The following is a 13680-nucleotide window of genomic DNA, read 5'->3' as shown; positions in this document are numbered from 1 at the left end:
GATGAACCGTAACGACCTGCGTCGTGTCGACCTTAACCTCTTGATCGTATTCGAAACCTTGATGCATGAGCGCAGTGTGACCCGCGCCGCCGAGAAATTGTTCCTCGGCCAGCCGGCCATCAGCGCAGCGTTGTCGCGCCTGCGCGGGCTGTTCGATGACCCTCTGTTCGTGCGCACCGGGCGCAGCATGGAGCCCTCGGCCCGCGCCGTGGAAATCTTCGCCCTGCTCTCCCCGGCGCTGGACTCAATCTCCACCGCCGTCAGCCGCGCCGCCGAATTCGACCCGGCTACCAGCACCGCCGTGTTTCGCATTGGCCTGTCCGACGACGTGGAGTTCGCCTTGCTCCCGCAGTTGCTCAAACGCCTGCGTTCCGAAGCCCCCGGCATTGTGCTGGTGGTACGCCGCGTCAATTACATCCTGATGCCCGGCCTGCTGGCCTCCGGTGAAATCTCCATTGGCGTCAGCTATACCGCCGACCTGCCCGCCAACGCCAAGCGCAAGGTACTGCGCCGCAGCCTGCCCAAACTGCTGCGCGCTGACAGCGTACCGGGCTCGCTGAGCCTGGACGACTTCTGCTCACGGCCCCACGCGCTCGTGTCCTTTGCCGGTGACTTGAGCGGGTTTATCGATGAAGAGCTGGAAAAACTCGGCCGCAAGCGCCACGTTGTGCTCGCGGTGCCCCAATTCAACGGCCTGGGTACGTTGCTGGCGGGTACGGACATTCTGGCCACCGTGCCGGATTATGCGGCGGAAGCGCTGACCTCGGCGGGTGGTTTGCGTGCCGAGGATCCGCCGTTGCCGGTGCGCTCGTTTGAGCTGCATATGGCGTGGCGGGGGTCGCAGGACAATGATCCGGGGGAGCGGTGGTTGAGGTCGCGGATTCAGATGTTTTTCGGCGATCCGGATAGCCTATAAACAGCCCTTGCAGGCCGAATAGCGCCTATCGCCTTGGCCAAGGCGCTCAGTCGCTCCTTCTCATGCTGCAGTGTCAGTGTGGCATGCGCGCGCGTGATCAGTTGGTCCGCCTGCCTAAGGCACGCCGTTTTGAACAGAACAGGGTTTATTTCGGCAAGGCTGATAAGGGCTTTCAACAGGCGAGCATCCACTTCGAACACACCTGCACCGTCTCTGCTGATCGGGGCGAAGAAATCCTCAAACAGATCATCGACGTTCAGCCCTCGAACAAATACCTGCTCACACTGCTGATCTGTCTGCCGGCCAGACCCGCCGGGCTTACCCCAGCATGCCAACGTTCTCACTCCCCGGCCAATCACATCAATAGCGGTACCTGGATCGTTGACGGCAGGTGACAACGCGCGCGAAGCGATTTCAGAGAGGACGCAGAGCCCGAAACGGGGATCGTGTTCGAATGTGCGACGGTTACCGATGGTCAGCGTAGACAGGATCTTTTCCCTGGTGGCCTGTGTGCCATCGTCTTGCCTGGTGCCCAGGCTGACAACGTGCAACAGCGGCATGCCTTCGTGTACGAAGGTTCCCGGCACCACCTCCAGGTAAATATGCGTGCAGTCGTGCTGCGCGATAGCGCCCAAGGCCAACACGTCGATATGTTGCACATAGCCCGTCTGCCCACTTTCGATGGTCATTGCGCCGGGTGCCAGAGCGTGATCGGCCGGGTAGGCTGCAGCGCCAAGGCAGGGCCATTGGGCGCGTTGGCTGATGGCCGCCATGGCCGCTTTTTCGACGCGGTCGATGGTTTCTCCTACCCTGCCGAGCTTGGACAAATGATCGATCCACCGCAGCAGGGTGTAGACCACCAGTACAACCACGGCGATGGTCACCGCGAACAGCAGCACGCGACCCTGCGCGCCGTAGGCGCCGGTGCTCAGGGCAATGATGCCTACCAGGCTGAAAAGAAATGAGCCAATAAACGTAGCGAGGGCGTTTTGCGTCGTAGTGTCTTCCATCACCAAAGTGGTGGCTCGCGGGGTCACACCACTACTTGCGGCACCGTACGCGGTGACCATCGTGCTCAACGAAAAGGTCGTGACGGCCAGCATGCTGGACGCAATGATGCCAAGAATCTTGTCCACCGCATCTGCACCGATGCGCGTTGGCAGGGACTCGGGAACGAAGTCTTTGAACACAACGGCAAGCAGTGCCGTAGCGACCCCTAGAAGCGAGAACAAGGAGGCTCTGAACCACAATCGCTTGGTGAGACGATGGGTTGCCCAGCGCAAACGGTCGATCATGTGGCGCCCTCGGTGACTGCGTCGATTTGAACGGAGTGTACATGGCTGTCGATACTGGCTAAGTTGAATTAATCTTGGCCATCTCAAAAATGGAACACTGCCCATGTTCGACCTCAACGAACTCTTCCTCTACGCCAAGGTGGTCGAGCACGGCGGCTTTGCGGCGGCGGGCCGTGCGCTGAACCTGCCCAAATCGACCTTGAGCCGCAGAGTCAGCCAGCTTGAAGCCAGGCTGGGGGCGCGGCTGATACAGCGTTCGACGCGCCAGTTCCAGGTCACCGATATCGGCCAGGCCTATTACCGCCATTGCGTGGCGATGATTGCCGAAGCCGAGTCGGCCGAAGATGTGATTGCCTTCAATAAATCAGAGCCGCGGGGCGTGATCCGCTTGAGTTGCACCACTGCGCTGCTCAACTATTGGGTGGCACCGATGCTCGCCCAATTCATGGCGCAATGCGCCAGCGTCGAACTGAACGTGAAAAGCTTCAACCGCAAGGTCGACATCATCAGCGAAGGCTATGACATGGCCTTGAACCTGTGTTTCCCACCGCTGGAAAGCAGCGAGCTGGTCATGAAGGTACTGGCGAAAAGCCCTCAGGTACTGGTGGCGAGCGCGACTTTTCTACAGGACGCTCCCCTGCCCTCGCTACCGGCTGATCTTGCCGGGCTGGCGACGATCCATTGGGGCAACCCGTTGCTTCAGTACCTGTGGGACCTGACCGGGCCGGGCGGCGCGACGGCCCAGGTCGCGCACACGCCACGCCTGGTAAGTGATGATATGTCGACCCTGAAAAACGCAGCACTGGCGGGCGTGGGCATCGCCAACCTGCCGAAGGTAGTCGTCAAAGACGAACTGGCCGATGGCCGCTTGATTGCCGTATTGCCTGAATGGCAACCCGCTGAAGGCGTGATCACCGCCGTGTTCCCCTCCAGGCGTGGGCTGATGCCGTCGGTGCGGTCCTTGATCGACTTTCTGGGTGATGCGTTTGAGGCGCCGTGATGCTCCCACGGGTTGCTGGGAAAGTTCCTTGCACCCTCAGCAACAGTCTTTTGTCATCAATCACATTGATAGCTCCCTAACAAAACCCCCATGCTAGAGGGCTGACTCCGCGCTTATATCATTCCGAATGATAGTTACCTTTGCTTCATTCGATTCGTGACATAGCACCTCCCCGCGCATGATCCGCCCATCTCAAATACATTGGCGGATGCACCTCATGGAACAGTCACTCAAACTTTTGCGCTTCCCCTTGGCGATCTTGGCCGTGGTGGTGATGAGCGCGTGCGGCAAGTCTCCCGAACAAGCGGCCGCCATGCCCCCAGCCAAGGTCAGCGTGGCCAAGGTGCTGGAACAGCCGGTCAACGAGTGGGACGAGTTCACCGGGCGCCTTGAAGCGCCGGAAACCGTGCAGATTCGTCCTCGGGTGTCCGGCCAGATTGACCAAGTCGCTTTTACTGAAGGCGCTTTGGTCAAGAAAGGCGACCTGCTGTTCCAGATCGACCCGCGCCCGTTCCAGGCCGAAGTACGCCGCCTGGAGGCCCAGCTGGCTCAGACCAAAGCCGCCGCCACCCGCAGCGAAAACGAAGCACAACGCGGCGAACGCCTGCGCCAGAGCAATGCGATCTCCGCCGAACTGGCCGACTCGCGCACCACCGCCGCCCAGGAAGCCCGTGCCGCGATGGCCGGGATCCAGGCGCAGTTGGACCTTGCCAAGCTGAACCTGAGTTTCACCCGCGTGACCTCGCCCATCAGTGGCCGCGTCAGCCGTGCCGAAATCACCGCCGGCAACCTGGTGACCGCCGATACCACTGCGCTCACCAGCGTGGTCTCCACCGACAAGGTCTATGCCTACTTCGATGCCGATGAGCGCGTATTCCTCAAGTACACCGAACTGGCCCGTGAAGGCCGGCGTGGCGCAACCACCCCTGTGTACCTGGGCCTGTCCAACGAAACCGGCAACCCGCACCTGGGCCAGATGAACTTTGTCGACAACCAGGTCAACCCATCCACCGGCACCATCCGCGGCCGTGCGGTGTTCGACAACAGCAAGGGCGAATACACCCCTGGCTTGTATGCGCGCTTGAAGCTGGTCGGCAGCGGTACCTATTCGGCGGTGTTGATCAATGACGAAGCCGTCGGCACCGACCTGGGCAAGAAATTCGTGCTGGTGATGGACGGCGACAAGCCGGCTTATCGCGCGGTGGAACTGGGGCCGAAAATCGAAGGCTTGCGCATCGTGCGCAGCGGCCTGACCAAGGACGACACCGTGATCGTCAAGGGCCTGCAGCGTGTACGCCCAGGCTCGCCGGTCGCACCGGAAACCATCCCGATGGCCAGCAAGGAAACCCTCGCCGCCTTGGCCCAACAACGACAAGCGCTTGAAGCCAGCAACCTGGAGCAAGTGGCGCCGGAAAAACCCGCGCCCAAGCTCGCAAGCGTCGCGACTCCACGCGGTTAAGGGATACGACTCAAGATGAATTTTTCCAAGTTCTTCATTTCACGGCCGATCTTCGCAGCGGTGCTGTCGCTGTTGATCCTGATCGCCGGTGCAATCTCGCTGTTCCAACTGCCGATCAGCGAATACCCGGAGGTGGTGCCGCCGACCGTGGTAGTGCGCGCCAACTTCCCGGGTGCCAACCCCAAAGTCATCGGTGAAACCGTGGCCGCGCCGTTGGAGCAAGCCATCACTGGTGTCGAGAACATGCTGTACATGTCCTCGCAGTCCACCGCTGACGGCAAGCTGACCCTGACCATCACCTTCGCCCTGGGCACCGACCTGGACAACGCGCAGGTGCAGGTGCAAAACCGTGTGACGCGCACCCAGCCCAAGCTGCCGGAGGAAGTGACGCGCATCGGTATTACCGTGGACAAGGCCTCCCCCGACCTGACCATGGTGGTGCACTTGACCTCCCCGGATCAGCGTTATGACATGTTGTACCTGTCCAACTACGCGATCCTCAATATCAAGGACGAACTGGCCCGCCTGGGCGGCGTCGGTGACGTGCAGTTGTTCGGCATGGGCGACTACTCCCTGCGCGTGTGGCTGGACCCGAACAAGACCGCCTCACGCAACCTGACCGCCACCGATGTGGTTACGGCGATCCGCGAGCAGAACCGCCAGGTGGCAGCCGGTGCCCTGGGCGCCCAGCCTGCGCCGAGTGACACAAGCTTCCAGTTGTCGGTCAACACCCAGGGCCGCCTGGTCACTGAGGAAGAGTTCGAGAACATCGTGATTCGTGCCGGCGCCAACGGTGAAATCACCCGCCTCAAGGACATCGCCAGGGTCGAACTGGGCTCCAGCCAATACGCGCTGCGCTCGTTGATCGATAACCAGCCCGCCGTTGCGATTCCGATTTTCCAGCGTCCAGGCTCCAATGCCATCGACATCTCCAACGATGTACGCAGCAAAATGGCCGAGCTGAAAAAGAGCTTTCCGGCGGGCATGGATTACCGCATCGCCTATGACCCGACTATCTTTGTGCGCGGTTCCATCGAAGCGGTGGTGCATACCCTGTTTGAAGCACTGATCCTCGTGGTGCTGGTGGTGATTCTGTTCCTGCAGACCTGGCGCGCCTCGATCATTCCATTGGTGGCGGTACCGGTATCCTTGATCGGTACCTTTGCGGTGATGCACCTGTTCGGGTTCTCGCTCAACGCCCTGTCATTGTTCGGCCTGGTGCTGGCCATCGGTATCGTGGTGGACGACGCCATCGTGGTGGTGGAGAACGTCGAGCGTAATATCGAGCTGGGCCTGGAGCCGTTCCCGGCGACCGAAAAAGCCATGAGTGAAGTGACCGGCCCCATCATCGCCACGGCGCTGGTGCTGTGTGCGGTGTTTATTCCAGCCGCCTTTATCAGTGGCTTGACCGGGCAGTTCTACAAGCAGTTCGCCTTGACCATCGCGATCTCAACCGTGATCTCGGCGTTCAACTCCCTGACCCTGTCCCCTGCCCTGGCCGCTGTGCTGCTGCGCGGTCACGACGCGCCGAAGGACCGTTTCTCCAAGTTCCTCGACAAGGTCTTCGGGGGCTGGCTGTTCCGTCCCTTCAACCGCTTTTTCGAAAAGGCCAGCCATGGCTACGTAGGCACCGTGCGCCGTGTGATTCGCGGTAGCGGTATTGCCTTGTTCGTCTACGCCGGTTTGATGGTGCTGACGTTCTTCGGCTTTGCCCACACGCCGACCGGTTTCGTACCGGCCCAGGACAAGCAATACCTGGTGGCCTTCGCCCAACTGCCCGACGCCGCGAGCCTGGACCGCACCGAAAACGTGATGAAGCGCATGTCGGAGATCGCCCTTAAACAACCCGGCGTGGAAGCTGCGATTGCCTTCCCGGGCCTGTCGATCAACGGGTTCACCAACAGCCCGAACAGCGGCATCGTGTTCGTGACCTTGAAGCCCTTTGATGAGCGCAAAGACCCAAGCATGTCTGCCGGTGCGATTGCCGGTGCACTGAACGGCCAATACGCCAATATCGAAGAAGCCTACATGGCGATCTTCCCGCCGCCGCCGGTACAAGGCCTGGGCACCATCGGCGGGTTCCGCCTGCAGATCGAAGACCGTGGCAACCTCGGCTATGACGAGCTGTACAAAGAAGTGCAGAACGTGATTGCCAAGAGCCACGGCGTGCCCGAACTGTTCGGCCTGTTCACCAGCTACACCGTAAACGTGCCGCAAGTCGACGCCGCCATCGACCGCGAAAAGGCCAAGACCCACGGCGTGGCGATCAGCGACATCTTCGACACGCTGCAGGTCTACCTGGGTTCGCTGTATGCCAACGACTTCAACCGCTTTGGGCGTACCTACCAGGTCAACGTGCAGGCCGAGCAACAGTTCCGTCAGGACTCCGACCAGATCGGCCAACTGAAAGTGCGTAACAACAAAGGCGAAATGATCCCGCTGGCGACCTTTATCAAGGTCAGCGACACCTCGGGCCCGGACCGCGTGATGCACTACAACGGTTTCATCACCGCAGAAATCAACGGCAACGCCGCGCCGGGCTACAGCTCGGGCCAGGCTCAGGCCGCGATTGAAAAACTGCTCAAAGATGAACTGCCCAACGGCATGACCTACGAGTGGACCGACCTGACCTATCAGCAAATCCTCTCGGGCAATACCGCGCTGTTCGTGTTCCCGCTCTGCGTACTGCTGGCGTTCCTGGTACTGGCCGCCCAATACGAAAGCTGGAGCCTGCCGCTGGCGGTGATCCTGATCGTACCGATGACGCTGCTGTCGGCCATTACCGGGGTGATCATCTCGGGCGGCGACAACAACATCTTCACCCAGATCGGCCTGATCGTACTGGTGGGCCTGGCGTGCAAGAACGCGATTCTGATCGTCGAATTTGCCAAGGATAAACAGCAGGAAGGCCTCGATCCGCTCGCCGCGGTACTGGAAGCCTGCCGCCTGCGACTGCGGCCGATCCTGATGACCTCGTTCGCGTTCATCATGGGTGTGGTGCCGTTGGTGCTCTCCAGCGGTGCCGGCGCCGAGATGCGCCATGCCATGGGCGTGGCGGTGTTCTCCGGGATGATCGGTGTGACCTTCTTCGGTCTGTTGCTGACACCAGTGTTCTACGTACTGATCCGTCGCTATGTCGAGCGCAGTGAAGCGCGCAAAGCGGCCAAGGCCTTGAAGCTGGAGACACAGCAATGAGTGTGAAAGTATTCCTGCCGAGCCTGTTGGTGCTGGCGCTCGCCGCCTGTGCCGTAGGCCCGGACTACAAGACCCAGCAACTGGAGGCGGCCAATATCACGGCCGCCGCCGACACCAAGAGCTACGACCACGCCAAATACGAAGGCATCTGGTGGCAGCAGTTCGACGACCCGACCCTCAACCAACTGGTGACCCAGTCCCTGAGCGGCAACCGCGACCTGCGCGTGGCCTTCGCCCGTCTGCGGGCGGCACGGGCCATCCGTGATGATGCGGCCAACGACATCATGCCGGTGGTCACCTCCCGCGCCAGCAGCGATGTGGGCAAAGGCCAGATTCCCGGCCAGACCACCAAACGCGTCAACAGCGAGCGCTACGACCTGGGCCTGGACATGGCCTGGGAAGTGGATTTGTTCGGACGTATCCGCCGCAACCTGGAAGCCAGTGACGCCGACCAGCAGGTGGCCGAAGCCGACCTGTACCAGCTGCAAGTCACCATGATTGCCGAGCTGGTGGATGCCTACGGCCAACTGCGCGGTGCGCAACTGCGCGAACGTATTGCCCTGGACAACCTGAAGAACCAGCAGGAGTCGCGCACCATCACCGTCAGCCTGCGAGATGCCGGCGTAGGGGACCAGCTCGACGTGGAGCGTGCCGATGCGCGCCTGGCGGCGGTGGAAGCCAGCGTGCCGCAACTGCAGGCCGAACAAGTGCGCGAGCGCAACCGCATCGCCACCCTCCTCGGCCAGCGCCCCGACAAGCTGAGCGTGGACCTGAGCCCGAAAGACCTGCCAGCGATTGCCAAGGCGTTGCCGATTGGCGACCCTGGCCAACTGCTGCAACGACGCCCGGACATCCTCAGCGCCGAACGCAAACTGGCCGCCGCCACCGCACGTATCGGCGTGGCCAAGGCCGACCTGTTCCCACGGGTGAGCCTCAGCGGTTTCCTCGGCTTCACCGCCGGGCGCGGTTCGCAGATCGGCTCGGCCGCCGCGAATGCCTGGTCTCTAGGGCCGAGCATCACTTGGGCCGCGTTTGACCTGGGCAGCGTACGCGCGCGTTTGCGTGGCGCGAATGCCGAAGCCGATGGCGCACTGGCGACCTATGAACAGCAAGTGTTGCTGGCATTGGAAGAGTCTGAAAACGCCTTCAGCGACTACGGCAAGCGCCAGCAACGTTTGGTCTCGCTGATCCGCCAAAGCGAATCCAGCCGCGCCGCCGCCGACCTTGCGGCGATCCGCTACCGAGAAGGCACCGTGGACTTCCTGGTCCTGCTCGACGCCCAGCGCGAACGCCTGGCCGCCGAAGACGCCCAGGCCCAGGCCGAAGTCGACCTGTATCGCGGCATCGTCGCAATCTACAAGGCCCTCGGGGGTGGTTGGCAGCCGGATACAGTGGTGGCTAGCAGCAAGTGATGTAAAGAGCTCCTTTGGTTGGTCGCATCCAGCCAATTTTTAGCCCTGCGATCCATTCGGTCGCGGGGCTTTTTTTTAGACTGGCATTAGCGGATCAAGCAATTTGGCCTACGTGTAATACTTATCTGAAAGAAGTTTCCCAAATATTTAAACAGGTTAAATATCTGTCGCAAGGGGTCGATAGCAGGGTGAACCTTTCATCCTATAAGGAGACGAGCATGGATATGAGATTGGTAATCCCCAATACACTTTCCAAACAGACAGATGCTTTTGTTATCAAAAATCCAGAGAAAACGACGAACACATTTACTTTTACTGAAGAGTCCAAAGCCGTTGATGAGCTGCGAATGTGGCAGCAAAGGGAGCTTGCCGATCTGAAGCAGTTTTTAAAGGGCTATGACATGACATCTATTAGTACTGACGAACTAAAGGTGGTCGGAAGGCGGTTGTACGAAAGCAATATCATTGATGCAAGCACTTTCGGCATATTCACATTTGGAGATGGTGCATTTGATGCCAACGGAAAACAAACAAACACACAGGTAAAATTCAACGCAATCGCTCTATTCAACGAAAAGCTGGATGACTACCTTGACTTTGTTAAAAGCAACCCAAGCGTGGGCCGTTCGCAAGGCATTCCTGAATACATAAAAGGGATGGTGGATGCTAATCGCGCAATTAATGCGTTGGCGTACTTCTCGAACTCCTCGAAAAATGATCTGTCGGTCGAAGAGCGTGCCTGATCCCGACGCAGAAACCCAAATCGAAGTGTGCCAGAACCTCTGGCACACCTTATTTATCTATGGGTCAGCGACTCAAGCGAAGAGCGCTGTCAGTTATTTCCTAATCCCGCCTGTAACGCCACTTTCACGCAAGTCAGGTGCCGTCCTGGCCGCCCATTCTAAAAAGAACCTTTTTTAAAATACCAAGTGCTCTTGCACATAGGCCTTGAACGCCTGGTCACGTGCCGGCTGATGCGTGGGCGGGCGCTCGGGAAGCACTGTACCGGGAGGCTGCTGCATTAATCGGTAAACTCCGATCAGCTTCCTGGAGCCCTGGTCCATCGCGTAGATCAACCCTGGCGCGGGGGCGCGCGCAGAGCGTTTGCTGACGATTCTTATGGGTACCTGATCGGTGATCGGTAATTCCCCAAAAGCCGCCTGCGCGGCTTCAATTATCGCGCGGTTCTGCTTGAACAAGTTGGGGTCTGTCTTGAGCTGAGACAGCAGGGCAACACTGGTCATCGTGGACTCCGCGTTGAGATTGCCGGCGCGGGAGCCATACATGTTGACGCCCGTCTTGCCCACAAGGACTGGTGCATCTTCACCTGGCAGGACCAACACTGCAGGGTCGGTATGCCCGTTGGCCAGGTTGAGCAAACCTGCCGCATTTTCTTCATCTGTTCTCAACCGCGTGAGGTAGGCGAGATCAAGCGTACCTCGGCTCACAGGGCCTGGCAGGTGGTCGAGTTCATGAATCAACGCGTTGCTCATAGCGCCTTCGTGGGAGCCGAAATGCTGGTAATAGCGCTTGGCACCATCAATGTTGACCTCCATGAATTTCCCTGTCTTATCGATCTCGAAATCTTCAGCGCTGACCTGCGCAACCCATCGTTGGTCCCGGGAGCGCATGAACCTTATATTTCTGGTAGTCAGCGCTTGAGCGTTGGTCTTGAGCCGTGTAAGGCGAGAGGTCATCAGTTTTCGTGCCTGATCAGGTCTAATGCCCTGGAAGCTCTTGAGCACAAAATCCACGTCTTCAGTCAGCGCAGGGTCTGCTAGCGCTTTAAGTGCATCGTCCACCTTGGACACCATCAGCGGCTGCGAACGCTCGATGAGTTCCTTGACCTCTGCGCGTGTGGCTCTCGGCCCTGGCTTGACCTTGCCTTCGTTCGGTTGCGTCTCCACCGGGCGCTCTTCCTGCGGTTTTTCTGTGCTTTTTAGCGAGTCGCGGCGCATTTGCCGAACGCGCCCGACCCGCTGTTCTTCGAGTTGCGCTTTCCAAGCGGCGCGCACCACGCTCTGGGACTTCTCTCCAAGCCGAAACAGGCGGCTTCCTACCCACTTGGCGACTTTGAGCAGAGGTTCAGAGAGGCCGGCGAATGGATTGAGCAAACCGTTGGTGACTGTCCCCACCGCCCGGGTAGCCGCCGCCAGCCTGGAAAAGCCGGCTTGCGCCTTATCGAACGCTGCAGCCCCCTCCGCTGCACCTCCTGCGACGACAGTAATGGCTACCGCAACGTCGGTGGCGCACCCTGTCAACGCTCTCAGGTCTTTTTTGACGTGCCCGGAGACAATGTCGTCGTAGCAAGCCTTGAAGGGAATCAATGTATTTACAAGTGTTTTACTGACCCGTTTGACCCGATCATCGAAACGCTCCGAGGCCGTTTGCCCCATTGCGGTAGTGAGGAGTTGTTCGGGATCCAGCACCAGATTGCGTTGGGCTACGTAGTCCGCAATCGCATTGGCCCGCTCCGAAAAAAAACCAAGCGGTGCCAGCGTTTGTGAAGATGTCGCCGCCGGCAGTGTTTCGCGCAATGCCCTGATCTGTACCTCGGATGCCCCCGCCCGTGGACCGTCCACGTGGGACTTCATACGGGTCACCCACAACCGCGCGACGATTGCCTCGCCTTTGTCCAACATCGCCTTGAAGTCGTGCCGTTCGACATAGGTCCCGCTCATGGGAAAAAACTCATAACACTTGGCATCTTTGCCCTGCCCGACGCCGATCAGGAAGCCATAGCGCCCCCTCACCGCCTGGAGTTGCTCATCGGCATCTGTTATGGAAGTACCTGCGCCATTAATGGACTCGGCCTCGACTCGATAAAAGGTCAGTTCCTGAGTGGCCAGTGCCTGCCGGTCCGCGTAGGGCATTTTGCTGAGAATGTCTTTCAGGCCCGTGGAGACGGCCTTTTGAAAACGCTCGGTATCACCCTTGACAGCCTCGGCAAGGGACTGCCCGGAATGTTTCAACCTCGTGAAGTGCACCCGCAGGGAAGCAAGCCTGGGGTCATATTCATCTTTGAACAACGTGGCGCCAGTCATATCCACAAGCCTAGTCGAGGCAAATTCACCGTACTTGAGATTGCCGCTCATGTGCAGGTCAACCAGGCTTTCCTTAAAGCCGAGACTGCGCTGCAACCAGGGTAACCCGGGCACCATATTAGACAGCAACTGGGGAAACCGGTACGCCACGGTATGCATCGGCTCGTTCAGATCGTGCCCCGGAAGCACGCGTTCGAGGTCAGCCCGCGCTCGCGCTCGCCGGTCTTTTATCGGGGTGCTCAGTGTTACAAGCGCCTGATGAGAGCTCTCGATATAGTCGTTGTATTTTGTCGCCGCGACTTGCAGGTCTTGGGCGGTGTACTGATCGTCCGCTCGCCGAGCAATGACCCCGTGCATCGTTGCCCAATCAAGCAGCGGTTCTGTTTCGATGGCATGAAACAACACCACTTGCTCCGGCGTCAGGGCCTGGAAGATGGCGCGCTCCAGCACCTGATCATAGGTGAGGGTGCGGCTGGAGCCCTCTGCTGACTCCTCCAGCAACGCGACAGTTTTCCTGAGTACCACCCAGGCAGGAGAGCCGATGCGCAACGTACCCGGCGTGTCTGGCAGCACAAACTCTGGAGCGACACTGGCCAGCATGATATGCACAGTGGCATCCACCGCCTCGGGCCGCACGCGCCCATTGCGCACCAGATGCGCCTTCAAGTCGCCCTTGACTTCTGCCAGGGTACGCCCGGCGTTAGCCGGTGAGTACAGGTCATAACCTGCGATATGGTTTCTACGCTGCCCCAGCTCGGGGTCGATGCTCAACATCAGGGCAGTCAGCAGCAGTTGGTTGCGCTGGTCGTTTGAAAACCCGGCAGGATCACGCCCAATCGCAGCCAGCAATGTGTTCTGCCGATAGCGATTGAGCGGTGCATGGCTACTCAGATGCCTAGTGATCTGATCATCCATGTTTTGCGTGGTCACGTTCATGCTGGTGAGGATGCCGTCGCCGACATAGGTTCTTAACGCCTCGACCAAGCGTTGGCGTTCGTCAAGGCTCAGGCTTGGGTGGCCTGGCTCGGGTGCCTGCGCAGATGCCCAGGTGTAGTTGCCCAAGGCAGGGCTCGATGGTAGCCCAAGACGCTGCCAATTGATCAGGTTACGCACCTGCGCGGCCGTTCGCGGCAGGTTTTCACCACTCAGCCCTGGAAAACGTTGTTGCAGAAACGCCAGCGCGGTGGTGTCTTTGTCGACGGCGCCAGGACGGGGTGCCAGGTTAAACCGCAGGTTCGCCAGGTCGACGAAGGCATAGTCAGCCTTATCGAGCACACTGCGCTCCAACACGGTCAACCAGGCTTGCCGGTCAATCGCGTCCGCCTCGGCTTGAGTGAGTCTGTGTTGCGCGGGATCCGA

Annotated in this window: 8 protein-coding genes; 6 read left to right on the top strand and 2 right to left on the bottom strand. The window is 59.6% G+C overall.

The genetic code is table 11. The features are described 5' to 3' along the window. The first annotated feature begins 1 nt into the window (after nt 1). The gene (locus tag JJD66_RS19160; RefSeq protein ID WP_014718389.1) at nt 2–916 is read left to right on the top strand and encodes a LysR family transcriptional regulator; all 915 of its coding nucleotides are present in this window, start codon (nt 2–4) and stop codon (nt 914–916) included. Here the strand turns inward: JJD66_RS19160 and JJD66_RS19155 are convergent. After that, nucleotides 883–2211 carry a DUF2254 domain-containing protein gene (locus JJD66_RS19155; protein ID WP_200648771.1) on the bottom strand — a complete coding sequence of 443 codons (1329 nt, stop codon included), beginning with the start codon at nt 2209–2211 and terminating at the stop codon, nt 883–885. The two genes, JJD66_RS19160 and JJD66_RS19155, sit on opposite strands and share 34 nt — an antisense overlap. A 103-nt stretch (nt 2212–2314) precedes the next feature. Here JJD66_RS19155 and JJD66_RS19150 point away from each other — a divergent pair, with 103 nt between their 5' ends. The 5 genes from JJD66_RS19150 (at nt 2315) to JJD66_RS19130 (ending at nt 10020) form a co-directional block, all read left to right on the top strand. After that, entirely contained in the window at nt 2315–3211 is an 897-nt protein-coding gene (locus tag JJD66_RS19150; RefSeq protein ID WP_198715469.1) for a LysR substrate-binding domain-containing protein, read from the top strand. Nucleotides 3212–3428: 217 nt separating this feature from the next. Then, entirely contained in the window at nt 3429–4670 is a 1242-nt protein-coding gene (gene mexE / locus JJD66_RS19145; RefSeq protein ID WP_105229134.1) for a multidrug efflux RND transporter periplasmic adaptor subunit MexE, read from the top strand. A gap of 15 nt (nt 4671–4685) precedes the next feature. Further along, on the top strand, nt 4686–7865 hold the full coding sequence (locus JJD66_RS19140; RefSeq protein WP_034127367.1) for an efflux RND transporter permease subunit: 3180 nt from the start codon (nt 4686–4688) through the stop codon (nt 7863–7865). After that, nucleotides 7862–9277: an efflux transporter outer membrane subunit gene (locus JJD66_RS19135; RefSeq protein ID WP_198715467.1), complete on the top strand. Its 1416-nt coding sequence runs from the start codon at nt 7862–7864 to the stop codon at nt 9275–9277. Before JJD66_RS19140 ends, JJD66_RS19135 begins: the two co-directional genes overlap by 4 nt. Nucleotides 9278–9495: 218 nt before the next feature. Continuing rightward, on the top strand, nt 9496–10020 hold the full coding sequence (locus tag JJD66_RS19130; protein ID WP_200648770.1) for a hypothetical protein: 525 nt from the start codon (nt 9496–9498) through the stop codon (nt 10018–10020). Between the two features lie 174 nt (nt 10021–10194). On the opposite strand, the gene JJD66_RS19125 is transcribed toward JJD66_RS19130, so the two are convergent. Then, complete coding sequence (locus JJD66_RS19125) at nt 10195–13596, bottom strand: hypothetical protein (RefSeq protein WP_200648769.1); 3402 nt, start codon at nt 13594–13596, stop codon at nt 10195–10197. Between the last annotated feature and the right edge of the window lie 84 nt (nt 13597–13680).

Origin of the sequence: Pseudomonas sp. MF6751 (assembly GCF_016613265.1) — a bacterium.
Taxonomy (GTDB): domain Bacteria; phylum Pseudomonadota; class Gammaproteobacteria; order Pseudomonadales; family Pseudomonadaceae; genus Aquipseudomonas; species Aquipseudomonas fluorescens_BV.
Note: the sequence above shows the minus strand (reverse complement) of the source record. Positions and strands in the feature narration are given on the sequence as shown.